Annotated in this window: 12 protein-coding genes; 10 read left to right on the forward strand and 2 right to left on the reverse strand. The window is 70.4% G+C overall.

Features of this window, described 5'->3' with window-relative positions; genetic code table 11:
- The first annotated feature begins 12 nt into the window (after positions 1–12).
- The 7 genes from carB to metK all read left to right on the forward strand — a co-directional run bounded on the left by carB (position 13) and on the right by metK (position 8,436).
- Entirely contained in the window at positions 13–3,354 is a 3,342-nt protein-coding gene (gene carB, locus ACKOB8_RS01495; protein ID WP_526374907.1) for a carbamoyl-phosphate synthase large subunit, read from the forward strand.
- Between the two features lie 34 nt (positions 3,355–3,388).
- Positions 3,389–4,201 carry an orotidine-5'-phosphate decarboxylase gene (gene pyrF / locus ACKOB8_RS01500; RefSeq protein ID WP_526374909.1) on the forward strand — a complete coding sequence of 271 codons (813 nt, stop codon included), beginning with the start codon at positions 3,389–3,391 and terminating at the stop codon, positions 4,199–4,201.
- Positions 4,202–4,596: 395 nt separating this feature from the next.
- Positions 4,597–4,914, forward strand: a complete 318-nt coding sequence (mihF, locus tag ACKOB8_RS01505) for an integration host factor, actinobacterial type (protein ID WP_526374911.1) — start codon at positions 4,597–4,599, stop codon at positions 4,912–4,914.
- A 29-nt stretch (positions 4,915–4,943) separates the two neighbouring features.
- Positions 4,944–5,627 carry a guanylate kinase gene (gmk, locus tag ACKOB8_RS01510; protein WP_526374913.1) on the forward strand — a complete coding sequence of 228 codons (684 nt, stop codon included), beginning with the start codon at positions 4,944–4,946 and terminating at the stop codon, positions 5,625–5,627.
- Positions 5,628–5,656: 29 nt separating this feature from the next.
- Complete coding sequence (gene rpoZ, locus ACKOB8_RS01515) at positions 5,657–5,956, forward strand: DNA-directed RNA polymerase subunit omega (RefSeq protein ID WP_526374915.1); 300 nt, start codon at positions 5,657–5,659, stop codon at positions 5,954–5,956.
- A 24-nt stretch (positions 5,957–5,980) separates the two neighbouring features.
- Positions 5,981–7,234, forward strand: a complete 1,254-nt coding sequence (gene coaBC / locus ACKOB8_RS01520; RefSeq protein WP_526374917.1) for a bifunctional phosphopantothenoylcysteine decarboxylase/phosphopantothenate--cysteine ligase CoaBC — start codon at positions 5,981–5,983, stop codon at positions 7,232–7,234.
- Positions 7,231–8,436, forward strand: a complete 1,206-nt coding sequence (gene metK, locus ACKOB8_RS01525; RefSeq protein ID WP_526374919.1) for a methionine adenosyltransferase — start codon at positions 7,231–7,233, stop codon at positions 8,434–8,436. The genes coaBC and metK overlap by 4 nt, the downstream gene beginning before the upstream one ends.
- A gap of 3 nt (positions 8,437–8,439) precedes the next feature.
- Here metK and ACKOB8_RS01530 read toward each other — a convergent pair whose 3' ends face one another.
- Entirely contained in the window at positions 8,440–9,921 is a 1,482-nt protein-coding gene (locus ACKOB8_RS01530) for a flavin-containing monooxygenase (RefSeq protein ID WP_526374921.1), read from the reverse strand.
- Between the two features lie 25 nt (positions 9,922–9,946).
- On the reverse strand, positions 9,947–10,333 hold the full coding sequence (locus ACKOB8_RS01535) for a hemophore-related protein (RefSeq protein WP_526374923.1): 387 nt from the start codon (positions 10,331–10,333) through the stop codon (positions 9,947–9,949).
- Positions 10,334–10,638: 305 nt separating this feature from the next.
- Between ACKOB8_RS01535 and ACKOB8_RS01540 the strand changes: the two genes are divergently transcribed.
- The 3 genes from ACKOB8_RS01540 to ACKOB8_RS01550 form a co-directional block, all read left to right on the forward strand.
- Positions 10,639–11,292: a vWA domain-containing protein gene (locus ACKOB8_RS01540; RefSeq protein WP_526374925.1), complete on the forward strand. Its 654-nt coding sequence runs from the start codon at positions 10,639–10,641 to the stop codon at positions 11,290–11,292.
- Between the two features lie 64 nt (positions 11,293–11,356).
- A complete protein-coding gene (locus tag ACKOB8_RS01545; protein WP_526374931.1) occupies positions 11,357–13,309 on the forward strand; it encodes a primosomal protein N' in 1,953 nt (650 codons plus the stop codon).
- Between the two features lie 66 nt (positions 13,310–13,375).
- The coding region (locus tag ACKOB8_RS01550) for a DUF2207 family protein (RefSeq protein ID WP_526374933.1) at positions 13,376–15,143 on the forward strand (1,768 nt) is incomplete at its 3' end.

Consider the following 15,143-nt stretch of genomic DNA (forward strand, 5'->3'; position numbering starts at 1 on the left):
AGGGGACCGCTGATGCCGCGCCGAACGGACCTGCGCCACGTCCTGGTGATCGGATCCGGGCCGATCGTGATCGGTCAGGCGTGTGAGTTCGACTACTCCGGCACACAGGCCTGCCGGGTGCTGCGCTCCGAAGGCCTCACCGTCAGCCTGGTCAACTCCAATCCGGCGACGATCATGACCGACCCGGAGTTCGCCGACTTCACCTACGTCGAGCCGATCACGCCCGCGTTCGTCGAACGGGTGATCGCCCAGCAGGCCGCCCGCGGCAACCGGATTGACGCCCTGCTGGCGACCCTGGGCGGGCAGACGGCGCTGAACACCGCGGTCGCCCTGTCCGAGAACGGGGCGCTGGACCGCTACGGGGTCGAACTCATCGGTGCCGACTTCGAGGCGATTCAGCGCGGCGAGGACCGGCAGCGCTTCAAGGACATCGTCGCCAAGGTGGGTGGCGAGTCGGCCCGCAGCCGGGTGTGTTTCACCCTCGAGGAGGTTCGGGAGACCGTCGCCGAGCTCGGTCTGCCGGTCGTGGTGCGGCCGTCCTTCACGATGGGCGGGCTGGGATCGGGTATGGCCCAGACGGTGCAGGACGTCGAGCGGATGGCCGGTGACGGTCTGGCCGCCTCGCCGAGTGCCAACGTGCTGATCGAAGAGTCGATCTTCGGGTGGAAGGAATACGAACTCGAGTTGATGCGGGACGGCAACGACAACGTCGTGGTGGTCTGCTCGATCGAGAACGTCGATCCGCTCGGTGTGCACACCGGCGACTCGGTCACGGTGGCGCCCGCGATGACGCTGACCGACCGCGAGTACCAGAAGATGCGCGACCTCGCGATCGCGATTCTGCGCGAAGTGGGCGTCGACACCGGCGGGTGCAACATCCAGTTCGCGGTCAATCCGCTGGACGGCCGACTGGTCGTCATCGAGATGAATCCCCGGGTGTCCCGCTCCAGCGCGCTGGCCTCCAAGGCCACCGGTTTCCCGATCGCGAAGATCGCCGCGAAACTGGCCATCGGCTACACCCTCGACGAGATCGTCAACGACATCACCAAGGAGACCCCCGCCTGCTTCGAGCCGACGCTGGACTACGTGGTGGTCAAGGCGCCGCGGTTCGCCTTCGAGAAGTTCCCCGGTGCGGACCCCACGCTGACCACGACGATGAAGTCGGTGGGCGAGGCGATGTCGCTGGGCCGCAACTTCATTGAGGCGCTGGGCAAGGTCATGCGGTCGCTGGAGACCACCCGGGCCGGATTCTGGACCGCGCCCGACGACGACGGCTGGGTCGATGACGTGCTGACCCGGCTGCGCACCCCGACCGAGGGCAGGCTCTACGACATCGAGTTGGCACTGCGGCTCGGGGCCGGCGTGGAGCAGGTCGCCGACGCCTCCAAGGTGGACCCGTGGTTCGTCGAGCAGATCAACGGTCTGGTGCGGCTGCGTGCGGAGTTGATCGCCGCTCCCGTGCTGGACGCCGATCTGCTGCGCCGGGCCAAGCACAGCGGGCTGTCGGACCGCCAGATCGCGGCGCTTCGTCCCGAACTGGCCGGCGAGGCGGGCGTGCGCTCGCTGCGGTCCCGGCTGGGTATCCGCCCGGTCTACAAAACCGTCGACACCTGTGCCGCCGAGTTCGAGGCCAAGACCCCCTATCACTACTCGAGCTACGAGCTCGACCCTGCCGCCGAGACGGAGGTGGCTCCGCAGACCTCGCGGCCCAAGGTGCTCATCCTCGGCTCGGGCCCCAACCGCATCGGGCAGGGCATCGAGTTCGACTACAGCTGTGTGCACGCCGCCACCACCCTGAGCCAGGCCGGCTTCGAGACGGTGATGGTCAACTGCAACCCCGAGACGGTCTCCACCGACTACGACACCGCCGACCGGCTGTACTTCGAGCCGCTGACCTTCGAGGACGTCCTGGAGGTCTACCAGGCCGAGGCGCACTCCGGCGAGGGCGGTCCGGGGGTGGCGGGGGTGATCGTGCAACTCGGCGGGCAGACGCCGCTCGGACTGGCCCAGCGGCTTGCCGACGCCGGGGTCCCGATCGTCGGCACCCGGCCGGAGGCGATCGACCTCGCCGAGGACCGCGGCCGGTTCGGCCAGGTGCTCACCAATGCCGGCCTGCCCGCGCCGAGATTCGGCACCGCGACCACCTTCGAGGAAGCCCGCCAGATCGCCGCCACCATCGGCTACCCGGTGCTGGTGCGCCCGTCCTACGTGCTCGGCGGACGCGGCATGGAGATCGTCTACGACGAGCAGACGCTGCACGGCTACATCACCCGGGCCACCCAGCTCTCGCCCGAACATCCGGTACTGGTCGATCGCTTTCTGGAGGACGCGATCGAGATCGACGTCGACGCGCTGTGCGACGGGACCGAGGTGTACATCGGCGGGGTGATGGAGCACATCGAGGAGGCCGGGATCCACTCCGGCGACTCGGCGTGTGCGTTGCCGCCGGTCACGCTGGGGCGAAGCGATATCGAGGCGGTCCGGCGCGCGACCGAGGCCATCGCACACGGTGTGGGAGTCGTCGGGCTGCTCAACGTCCAGTTCGCGCTCAAGGACGACGTGCTCTACGTCCTGGAGGCCAACCCGCGGGCCAGCCGCACGGTGCCGTTCGTGTCCAAGGCGACCGCCATCCCGCTGGCCAAGGCGTGCGCGCGGGTGATGCTGGGGGCCAGCATCGCCCAGTTGCGGCAGGAGGGATTGCTGGCCGCAATCGGCGACGGATCCACCCCGGACCCCAACGCCCCGATTGCGGTCAAGGAGGCGGTGCTGCCGTTCCGCCGGTTCCGCCGGGAGGACGGCTCCGGAGTGGACTCGCTGCTCGGGCCGGAGATGAAATCGACCGGCGAAGTGATGGGCATCGACCACGATTTCGGCAGCGCGTTCGCCAAGAGCCAGACGGCGGCCTACGGATCGCTGCCCACCTCCGGAACGGTGTTCGTCTCGGTCGCCAACCGGGACAAGAGGTCGCTGGTGTTCCCCGTCAAACGGTTGGCAGACCTCGGGTTCCGGGTTCTGGCCACTGAGGGCACTGCGGAAATGTTGCGCCGCAACGGGATTCCCTGCGAAGTGGTGCGCAAGCACTTCCAGCAACCCGGTAATGGCCGGCCGGTGATGTCGGCCGTCGACGCCATCAACGCCGGGGAGGTGGACATGGTGGTCAACACGCCCTACGGCAACTCGGGCCCGCGCCGTGACGGCTATGAGATCCGGTCGGCGGCGGTGGCGATGAACATCCCCTGCGTGACCACCGTGCAGGGCGCATCCGCGGCGGTGCAGGGCATCGAAGCCGCCATCCGCGGCGATATCGACGTGCGCTCCCTGCAGGAACTGCACGCGTCGCTCGGCGGCGCCTGAGGTGGGGGGGTCCGCGGCGGGTGCAGGGGACCCGGTGTTCGGGGCCCGGCTGGTGGCCGCGATCGCCGCACGCGGTCCGCTGTGCGTGGGCATCGATCCGCACCCCGAACTGCTGCGGTCCTGGGGACTGCCGTCCAGCGCGGACGGCCTGGCCCGGTTCTGCGACATCTGCGTCGAGGCCTTCGCCGGTTTTGCGGTTGCCAAGCCCCAGGTCGCGTTCTTCGAGGCCTACGGCTCAACGGGTTTCGCCGTGCTGGAGCGCACCACGGCGGCGCTGCGAGCGGCGGGTGTGCTGGTGATCGCCGATGCGAAACGCGGCGACATCGGGTCGACGATGGCCGCCTACGCGCAGGCCTGGGTGGGTGCGGGGCCGCTGGCCGCCGACGCCGTGACGGCATCGCCCTACCTCGGCTTCGGCTCGCTGACGCCACTGCTGGAGTTGGCCGCGGCACGCGGGCGCGGGGTGTTCGTGCTGGCGGCCACGTCGAATCCGGAAGGCGCCTCGGTGCAGAACGCCCGCGCCGACGGCCGCACGGTCGCGCAGTCGATCGTCGACGAGGCCGCGAAGCTCAACCGGGCGGCGTTGCCCGCGCCGGGCTCGGTCGGTGTCGTGGTCGGTGCAACCCTGCAGCAGGTGCCCGACCTCTCCGCACTCGGCGGTCCGGTCCTGGTGCCCGGAGTGGGCGCGCAGGGCGGCCGCGCCGAGACGCTCGGGGGCCTCGGCGGCGCGCGGCCAGGTCAGCTGCTGGCAGCGGTGGCGCGCGACATCCTGCGGGCCGGACCGCAGGCGGCCGCCCTGAGGTCGGCCGCCGAACGGTTCCGCGACGTGCTGGCCTACCTGGGGTGATCGGGCCTGGGTGATCGGGCCTGGATAACCAGGCAGAGCGCGACACGCGCGACACGCCGTGACGTGCGCAATCAAGTCAGATCGGCCCCTCGCGGGGGTCGGGGCCTCCCGGCGGATCGGTGCCGGGCTCGCTATCGCCCGGGAAATCCCTGCTCAGAAGCCATATCGGAGCCTAGCGGCCGACATCGCCGGCCAGGCTGTGAACGGACCTGGCAGGCCGCGCCGAGCAGCGACTGCAGCCCTACTGACCGGCGCGTTTGCGTCGCAGCCCTGGGGGTGGGGTTAGATTGCGTGCGATGGCGTGGGTACGGTCATCGTCGCTGGCTGGAGATCCCGGACCAGGCAAAAAGTAGATAAACGAATACATCAATGAAGCTGATGAGACGGAGGAACTCGTGGCCCTTCCCCAGTTGACCGACGAACAGCGGGCAGCCGCTTTGGAGAAGGCCGCCGCTGCGCGTCGAGCGCGAGCTGAGCTGAAGGATCGGCTCAAGCGCGGTGGCACCAACCTCAAGCAGGTGCTCAAGGACGCCGAGACCAACGAGGTCTTCGGCAAGATGAAGGTTTCCGCTCTGCTGGAGGCCCTGCCCAAGGTCGGCAAGGTCAAGGCGCAGGAAATCATGACCGAGCTGGAGATCGCCCCGACCCGCCGCCTGCGCGGACTCGGCGATCGGCAGCGCAAGGCCCTGCTGGAGAAGTTCGACTTCGCCTAGCCCGGCCTGAGTCCGGCCTGAGCCGCACGATGGCCAGACCGACCGACCCCGGCGGTGGACCGGCCAGCAGTGGGGGGTCATCTCCCGACAGCGCGCGCCGTGGTCGCGTACTGGTGCTGTCCGGCCCGTCGGCGGTGGGGAAGTCGACAGTTGTCCGGGTGCTGCGCGACCGGTTTCCCGACCTCTACTTCAGTGTGTCGGTGACGACCAGGGAGCCACGCCCGGGCGAAGTCGACGGCGTGGACTACACCTTCGTCTCCCCGGACCGTTTCCAGCACCTCATCGACAGCGGCGAGTTGCTGGAGTGGGCCGAGATCCACGGCGGACTGCACCGGTCGGGAACGCCGTCGGCGCCGGTTCTGCAGGCCGCCGCTGCGGGGCATCCGGTGCTGATCGAAGTCGACCTGGCCGGTGCCCGGGCGGTGAAGAAGGTGCTCCCGGACGCCGTGACGGTCTTCCTGGCTCCGCCCGATCGGGATGCCCTGAGCAGACGGCTGGCCGAGCGGGGCACCGAAACCCCCGAACGGATGGCGCGCCGGCTGGCCGCCGCCGAGGCGGAGTTGGCTGCTCAGGACGAGTTCGACGCTGTCGTGGTCAACAGCCGATTGGAATCGGCCTGCGCTGAATTGATATCGTTGCTGGTGGGAAACGCGCCGAAACCGGGCGCGAGCGGTCAGGCAGAGATCGCGAAACGACCCGCGAGCCCCACCTGACAACCCTCGAAACCCAGGAGAAGGTCCACGTGACAACCAACTCGGATCACTACGATCCGGCGCCCGGCGCGGCCAGGGCCTACGACACCCCGCTGGGCATCACCAATCCGCCCATCGACGAACTGCTGGCCCGGGTGTCGAGCAAGTACGCGCTGGTGATCTACGCGGCCAAGCGCGCCCGCCAGATCAACGACTATTACAACCAGCTCGGCGACGGCATCCTGGAATACATCGGCCCGCTCGTCGAGCCGGGGCTGCAGGAGAAACCGCTGTCGATCGCGCTGCGGGAGATCCACGGCGACAAACTCGAACACACCGAAGGCGAGTAGCCGCGGCCACCGCGGGTTCCTCCCATGAGACCCAAGCGGATCATCGTCGGGGTGTCCGGCGGCATCGCCGCCTACAAGGCCTGTGCGGTCGTTCGTCACCTGACCGAGGCAGGCCACGACGTCCAGGTGGTGCCCACCCGGGCGGCCCTGCGTTTCGTCGGGGCCGCGACCTTCGAGGCGCTGTCCGGGCACCCGGTGCGCAGCGACGTCTTCCAGGACGTTTCGGAGGTGCCGCACGTTCGCCTCGGCCAGCAGGCCGATCTGGTGCTGGTCGCCCCGGCCACCGCCGATCTGCTGGCCCGGGCCGCCACCGGCCGTGCCGACGACCTGCTCACCGCATGCCTGCTCACCGCGCGCTGCCCGGTGCTGTTCGCCCCGGCGATGCACACCGAGATGTGGCAGCACCCGGCCACGGTCGACAACGTGGCGACCCTGCGCCGCCGCGGCGCGATCGTGCTGGAGCCGGCGACCGGTCGGCTCACCGGTGCCGACACCGGCGCCGGGCGGCTCCCGGAACCCGAGGAGATCACCACCTTCGCGGAGCTGCTCCTCGAGCGTGCCGACGCCCTGCCCCACGATCTGCGGGGTGTGAGGTTCCTGGTCACCGCCGGGGGCACCCGCGAAGCGATCGACCCGGTGCGCTTCGTCGGCAATCGCAGCTCGGGCAAGCAGGGCTACGCGCTGGCCCGGGTCGCCGCCCAGCGGGGCGCCGAGGTGACCCTCATCGCCGGTCAGACCGCCGGGCTGGCCGATCCGGCCGGCGTGCACGTGCTGCACGTCACGTCGGCGGCCCAGATGCATGAGGCGGTGTCCAAGCATGTGCCCGCGGCCGACGTGCTGGTGATGGCCGCCGCGGTCGCCGACTTCCGGCCCGCCCGGGTCGCCCCGGCCAAGATCAAGAAGAGCGCCGACGCCGGGGAGCGGCCGACGGTGGAACTGGTGCGCACCGACGACGTGCTGGCCGGTGTCGTTCGCCAGCGTGCCGAGGGACAGCTTCCGGATCTGAGGGCGATCGTCGGGTTCGCCGCCGAGACCGGCGACGCCCACGGCGACGTCCTGTCCTATGCCCGGGCTAAGCTGCGGCGCAAGGCCTGCGATCTGCTGGTGGTCAACGCCGTCGGCGAAGGCCGCGCGTTCGAGGTGGACAGCAACGACGGCTGGCTGCTGGCCGCGGACGGCACCGAGACCACCCTCGAGCACGCCTCGAAGACACTGATGGCGAGCCGCATCGTGGACGCGATCGCCGCGTTCCTGGATCAGAAGGGTTTGACACCGTGAGCGGTCGGCTGTTCACCAGCGAGTCGGTGACCGAGGGACACCCCGACAAGATCTGCGACGCCATCAGCGACTCGGTGCTGGACTCGTTGCTCGCCGGAGACCCGAAATCGCGCGTCGCGGTGGAGACCCTGGTGACCACCGGTCAGGTGCACGTCGTCGGCGAGGTCACCACCAACGCCAAGGAGGCGTTCGCCGACATCACCAAGACCGTGCGGGACCGGATCCGCGAGATCGGCTACGACTCCTCCGAGAAGGGCTTCGACTGGGAGACCTGCGGGGTCAACATCGGCATCGGCGCGCAGTCGCCGGACATCGCCATTGGTGTCGACGAGGCCTACGAGGCCCGAGTCGAGGGCGAGCGGGATCCGCTCGACGCTCAGGGTGCCGGTGATCAGGGGCTGATGTTCGGCTATGCGATCCGTGACACCCCCGAACTGATGCCACTGCCGATCGCACTCGCGCACCGGCTGTCCCGCAAACTGTCCGCGGTCCGCAAGGACGGCACCCTGGACTACCTGCGCCCGGACGGCAAGACCCAGGTCACCATCGCCTACGAGGGGACCACGCCGATCCGCCTGGACACCGTGGTGCTCTCCACCCAGCACGCCGAGGGCGTCGATTTGGTCAAGACGCTGGCCCCGGACATCCGGGAGCAGGTCGTCGACGCCGTGCTCGATGACCTCGGCCACGCGACGATGGACACCTCGGACTTCCGGCTGCTGGTCAACCCGACCGGCAAGTTCGTGGTCGGCGGCCCGATGGGTGACGCCGGCCTGACCGGGCGCAAGATCATCGTCGACACCTACGGCGGCTGGGCCCGGCACGGCGGCGGTGCGTTCTCGGGCAAGGATCCGTCGAAGGTCGACCGATCGGCCGCGTACGCGATGCGCTGGGTCGCCAAGAACGTCGTGGCGGCCGGACTGGCCGACCGGATAGAGGTTCAGGTCGCCTACGCGATCGGCAAGGCCGCGCCGGTGGGCCTGTTCGTGGAGACCTTCGGCACCGAAACCGTCGACCCGCACCGTATCGAGAAGGCGATCACCGCGGTCTTCGACCTGCGGCCCGGAGCGATCGTGCGCGACCTCGACCTGCTGCAGCCGATCTATGCGCAGACCGCCGCCTACGGCCACTTCGGTCGCAACGACCTCGATCTGCCGTGGGAGCGGACCGACAAGGTCGATGACCTGAAGAACTCGGTCTAGCCGTCAGGCTGTGACCCCGAACGCGTAGTCCGACAACGGAAATCGGCGGCTGCGCCACAACGCCTGCAGGGTCGTGTCCGGACGCAGCGGCACGTCGCCGTGCCGGTCGAAGTAGTAGCTGTTGGCCAGTGCGCAGCTGTCCTGCCAGAAGATCTGACGGTGGCGCTTGCCGAGCATCTCGGCGAAGAACCGGTCGCTGGCCTCGGTCCTGACCTCGATCCGGTTCGCGCCGTGCCGGGTCGCATGGCTCAGGCAGCGCACGATGTGGTGACTCTGCGCCTCGATCAGGGCGAAATACGAGGATCCCACGTAGCCGTAGGGCCCGAACACGAAGAACATGTTCGGAAAGCCCGGAACGCTCACACCCTCGTAGGCCCGCAACCGGTGGGTGTCCCAGTAGTCGACCAGTGACATCCCGCCGGTGCCGGTGATGGGATAGGCGACGCTGTCGATGTCCATCACCGTGAAGCCGGTGGCCAGGATCAGCACGTCGGCATCGTGTTCGCGGCCGTCGGCGGTCACCACGGCGCCGGGGGTGATCCGGTCGATCGGCTCGGTCACCAGATCGACGTTGTCGCGGTTGAAGGTGGACAGGTAGGTGTTGTGGAAGCCGGGCCGCTTGCAGCCGACCGCGTAGCGCGGGGTGAGCTTGGCGCGGACCTCGGGATCACGAACCTCTCTGCGCAGGTAGGCCTTTCCCGCCTCGGACATCCGCTTGGCGAAAGGGTTGAGGGTGAAGTAGTGCGCGGCGATGGGGAAGGTCAACTCCACGTAGGCCTGGCTGATCCAGCGGTGCAGCGACTTGCCGCCGGGAATGCGCAGCACCCGCCGCGCCGCGGCCGGGAGTTCGACGTCGAACTTGGGGAAGCACCAGATCGGGGTGCGCTGGAAGACCGTGAGCCGCTGCACCGTCGGCGCGATCTCCGGAATGACCTGAACCGCAGAGGCGCCGGTGCCGATGATCGCGACCCGTTTGCCGGTGAGGTCCTGGCTGTGGTCCCAGCGCGCGGTGTGCATGGCGGGTCCGGCGAAACCGTCCAAGCCTTCGATCTGGGGGAGTTTGGGGATCGTCAGCGCGCCGCTGGCGTTGATCAGGAACCTCGCCGTCAGCGTCTCGCCGGAGTCGAGATCGGCCCGCCACACCCCGGCCTCGTCGTCGAAGGCGGTGCCGAGCACCCGGGTGTGCAGGCGGATCCGGGACCGCAGCCCGTACTTGTCGGCGCAGTGTTCGGCGTAGGCGCGCAACTCCGTGCCCGGGGCGTAGGTTCGGGTCCACCGGGAGCTCTGCTCGAAGGAGAACTGATAGGAGAACGACGGGATGTCCACGGCGATGCCGGGGTAGGTGTTCCAGTACCAGGTTCCGCCGACGCCGCCGCCGGCCTCCACGATCTGGTAGTCGCCGAGGCCCGCCCGATCCAGGGCGATCGCGACCCCGAGTCCGGAGAACCCGGCCCCGATGATCAGTGTCTGGACATCGGGTGTCATCGCGACGCTCGGGACGCCTGGCGTGTCAGCCGATGAACTGGTCGAACGCCCACTGGAACTGGGCGGGCACCACCTGGGTGCCGCACTGGTCCTGGACGGTCGCCAGCGGAAGCAGGATCTTGCGGAACTCCGCGTACTCCTGCGGGTTGGTCGCGGCGTAGTCGCGGATCGTCACCTCGGCCTGCGGCCGGGGCTGCAGCGCAGCCGACATCAGGGTCTTGTTGCCCTCGGGGTGGGTGTCGAGGTAGGCCTGGGCCTGCTGGGTCACGGTGTCCACGGTGTTCTGCACCGCGGCCGGACTGCAGTCGGGGGCGGCGGTCGCCGCCGGGGCGGCAAGCCCTGCCAGTGCGATCCCGGCGATCCCGCTCACGACGCCGAGTGCGCCGATCACCGTGCTGCCGTGGGTCCTCATCCGCCTCATCCGGTTGGCCTTCCCTGTCGATCCTGTCGGTCCCTGACGATCCCGAGCAGGTGCCCGGTGATCGGAGTCTGTATCGGCCCCGCATCCGGGCGCGTTACACCCGTCATCCGAGGCCTCTCCTGCGGCTAAATCATCGCGACCGTTGCGACCACCATTCTGACAATGTCGGCTGCCACGCCACAAACCGCGCCGTTCACGGCCCAGCAAACATGTCGGTGGCCGCGGTTATCCTGGAGATATAGAACACATCCGGGCCCCGGATGTGTCGGACACCATCATCTCACCTAGGGGGAAACATGACTAATTCGAACGCGAGTTTGATCGCCGCACTGCTGGACCGGTCCGGGTCGATGCACGCCATCGCCGAGGACACCTGCGGCGGGTTCGACGCCTTCATCGCCGGACAGCGGGGTGGGTCGGGCACCACCCGGGTGACCCTGGCCCAGTTCGACTCTGACTACGAGATCGTCTACCGGGACCGCGACGTCGCCGAGGTGCCGGCCCTGGAGCTGCACCCGCGGGGCAGCACGGCGCTGCTCGATGCGGTCGGACGGTTCATCACCGAGGTGGGGGCGGGGTTGGACGCCCTCCCCGAGGGCGACCGCCCGGGTGATGTCACCGTGCTGGTGATGACCGACGGCTATGAAAACGCGAGCACCGAGTGGAAGCTGCAGGCGGTGCGGGACCTGATCGCGCACCAGGAGACCGTCTACTCCTGGGACTTCGTCTTCCTCGGGGCCAACATGGACGCCGTCGCCGTCGGCGAGCGAATGGGCTTCGCCCGCGGGAAGTCGCTGACCTACGCCGCATCGCCCGACGGCGTGCAGGGCGCCTGGGATGCGGTGGACAAGTACACCCTCCGCAAGCTCGCACAGGGTGACATCTCGAAGAAGGATGTATTCTTCAGCGCTCGGGAACGTCGAGCGGCGGGCGGGGAGCGCGAACTCTGAGGAGCAGGTGAGCGGATCGGGCCGGTGTGCTGCTGAGCATGAGCCCATCGCCCGGGTGCTGCCCATGCTCTCGGTGCCGCACCTGGACCGGGAGTTCGACTACCTGGTTCCCGCCGACCAGTCCGACGACGCCCAGCCCGGAGTGCGGGTGCGGGTGCGGTTCCGCGGCCGGCTGACCGATGCCTTCATCCTGGAACGCCGCTCGGACACCGACCACGCCGGTCAGCTCGGGTGGCTCGACCGGGTCCTCTCGGCCCAACCCGTCCTGACCCCGGAGGTGCGGCGACTGGTCGACGCGGTCGCCGCACGCTACGCCGGAACCCGGCCCGACGTCGTGCGACTGGCCATCCCGCCGCGCCACGCGGCTGCGGAAAAGGCCGCCGCCTCGCCGCCGGGACCCGGGCAGGCGCCGGCCGTCCGGCCCGTCGACCCGGCCGGGTGGGTCCGCTACGCCCGGGGCGAGCGGTTCCTCGCCGCATTGCGCGACGGCCGGGCCGCCCGCGCGGTGTGGCAGGCGCTGCCCGGGGAGCGGTGGTGCGATCGGCTGGCCGAGGCGGCGGCCGCGTCGGTCGGCGGCGGTCGCGGGGTGCTGGCGGTGGTGCCCGACCAGCGTGACGTCGAGGCCCTCTGGCGTGCCGCGACGGCCCTGATCGACGAATCGGCGGTGGTCGCGCTCGCGGCCGGCCTGGGTCCGTCGGCCCGTTACCGCCGGTGGCTGTCGGTACTGCACGGCCGGGCCCGGCTGGTGATCGGCACCCGCAGCGCGGTCTTCGCGCCGGTGCAGCGGCTGGGCCTGGTCATCGTCTGGGACGACGGCGACGACAGCCTGGCCGAACCCCGGGCGCCCTATCCGCACGCCCGGGAGGTCGGCATGCTGCGGGCGCACCAGCTGCGCTGTGCCGCGCTCATCGGCGGCTTCGCCCGCACCGCCGAGGCGCAGGCCCTGGTCGGTAGCGGATGGGCGCACGACCTCGCGGCCGCCAGGCCGGTCGTTCGTAGCCGCGCGCCCAGGGTCGTCGCACTGGAGGACGGCGGCTACGCCGAGGAGCGTGACCCGGCGGCCCGCACGGCGCGGCTGCCGTCGGTCGCGCTGCGGGCCGCCCGCTCGGCGCTGGAGCGCGGGTCGCCGGTCCTGGTCCAGGTGCCCCGACGGGGCTACCTGCCCTCGGTGGCGTGCGCGCGGTGCCGGACCATCGCCCGGTGCCGGCACTGCGCCGGCCCGCTGTCGCTGTCGGGGCGCAGCGCGGACGGCCCGACGTGCCGGTGGTGCGGGCGGGTGGACGCCGCTGTGCGCTGTCCGCGTTGCGGTTCGGACAGTCTGCGCGCGGTGGTGGTGGGCGCCCGGCGCACCGCCGAGGAACTGGGCCGGGCCTTTCCGGGGACTCCGGTGGTGACCTCGGCGGGCGACGCCGTGCAGGCCGCGATCGGCCCGGGTGCGGCCGTGGTCGTCGCCACCCCGGGTGCCGAACCGCTCGCACCGGACGGCTACGGCGCCGCGCTGCTGCTCGACGGCTGGGCCCTGCTGGGTCGTCAGGACCTCAGGGCCGCCGAGGATGCCCTGCGCCGGTGGATGGCCGCGGCCGCGCAGGTGCACTCCCGCGAGGACGGCGGCGTCGTCGTGGTGGTCGCCGACTCGGCGATCCCCACCGTGCAGGCGCTCGTCAAGTGGGACCCGGTCGGCCACGCCGAGGCCGAACTCGCCGCCCGGGTCGCCGTCGGGCTGCCGCCGGCCGTGCACATGGCCGCCGTCGACGGACCGCCCGAGGCGGTCTCCGCGCTGATCGCCCAGACCCAGCTGCCCGCCGACGCCGAGGTGATCGGCCCGGTGGAGCTGCCCCCGGGTGTGCGCCGGCCCCCGGGGGCCGCGACCGGCGATCCGGTGGTCCGGGTGCTGATCCGGGTGTCCCGCGACGAAGGCCTGGCGCTGGCCGGATCGCTTCGCGAATCCGCCGCGGTGCGCAGCGCACGCCACGATCCGGCGGTCAGGGTTCAGATCGACCCGCTGCAGATCGGCTGACCCGCCACTTCCGCTGCCACTAGGCTGACGAATTGAGAATCAGCCCGGGAGGTCGCCGTGAAGTCCGTGGCCCGGGTTTTGGTGTGGGGGACCGCCGGTCTGTTCGTGGTGCTCGGACTGCTTCATCCGGCGCTGTCCGGGAGCACGTCGCAGAGCGGGCCGGTCTCCGATCCGGTGGTGATCAGCACCCTGCGAGCCGACATCGCGGTCGACCGCGACGGGCTGCTGCAGGCCACTGAGACCATCACCGCCGAGTTCCCGATGCTGCGCCACGGGATCTTCCGGTACTGGGACGTCGGCAACCCCAATGACCCGCACGTGCGACAGGTGCCCGACGTGCTCGAGATCTCGCTGGACGGTCAGCCGGTGCCCTACGAGATGCTGACCGAGCAGTACGGCCGATTCGTCGTGGCCAAGATCGGTGACCCCACCGTGTATCTCAGCCCGGGCACCCACGTCTACCGGATCCGCTACACGGTGCCCGGTGTGCTCGACCGGGGCTCGGTCGGCGAGAACCGGGAATTCGCCTCGCGCGCCGGGGATCCGGCAGCTCCTTCGGTGTTCTTCTGGAACGTGGTGGCCCCGGCGTGGAACAACGAGATTCTGCGGGCCGACGTCGCCATCACCCTGCCCGGCCGGGTGCCCGGCGCCCAGTGCTCGGTTGGCACCGGGGTGGGGCGCGGCTGCGCCGGGCTGCGGGTGGACGGCGAGCGGGTGGAACTTTCCGCCACCGATCTGGCGCCGCGGACCCCGGTCACCGTCCGGGCCGGCGTCGAGGTGCCCACCCCGCCGCGCGCCGAACTGCCGTGGTCGACCCGATGGGACGGGGTCCTCGGACGCTCGGTCGCGGCGATGGCGTGGGTGCTCGGCCTGGCCGCGGCGGCCGGGCTGGGCGGGTTCCTGTGGTTGCGCTCCACCGTCGAGCCGTCCCCGGGTTTCCCGCTGCAGTACGCGCCGCCCACCGGCCTGGGGCCGGTGCAGTGCGAGTACATCCGGACCGAGAAGGTCCCCGGCGAGGGGCTGACCGCCACCCTGTTCCACCTCGCAGAGCGCGGGGTGCTGACGCTGGGTGAGGCCGGGCCGAAGAAGTGGACCGTCCGCAGCACCGGGGACGCCGGTGCGTGGGACGGCGTCGATCCGGTCAGCCAGGCCGTGGGTGCGGCCCTCGGCCTCGACGAGCCCGACGGCGTTTTCCACGCCAACGGAACCGTCACCGCCGGCGGCAAGCTCAGCCGAGCCAAGATCGACATGGCCGCCGCCGTTCGGGACTGGGCCCTCGACGGCGGCCTGATCGAGAAACACCGCCAGGAGTTGTGGTTGCGGTTGGCCAACGCGGTCGCCCTGGTGGGGACCATCGTCGGATTCGCCAGCCCCACCTTCGGCGGAATGACCCTGTGGGGGCTGCCCTTCGCGTTGTTCTTCCTGATGTCGCTGCGGTCCTGGCGCGCGGGTGTCGGCACCCGGCGGACCGCGGCCGGTCGACAGCTGTGGTCCGAGGCCGGCGGGTTTCATCGCCTGCTGGCCACCGAGTCCGCGGAGTCGCGCTTCGACTTCTCCGGACGCCGCGACCTCTACACCGCCTACGTCCCGTTCGCGGTCGCCGGCGGAGCCGCGGCAGTCTGGGCGGCGAAGTATCAGGCGGCCACCGGCGAGGTGCCGCCCCAGCCGGGCTGGTACCACAGTTCGTCGGGCACCGGCTGGACCTCGTCCTCGGCGGGAGGTGCTAGCTTCGATAGCTTCGAGTCGGCTTTGTCGTCGTCCATCGTCGCCTACACCGCCTCCCAGTCGTCGTCCTCCAGCGGCGGTGGGGGCGGCGGCGGTGAGCACACCGGGG

The sequence above is a fragment of the Mycobacterium sp. genome (assembly GCF_046091765.1).
Taxonomy (GTDB): Bacteria; Actinomycetota; Actinomycetes; order Mycobacteriales; family Mycobacteriaceae; genus Mycobacterium.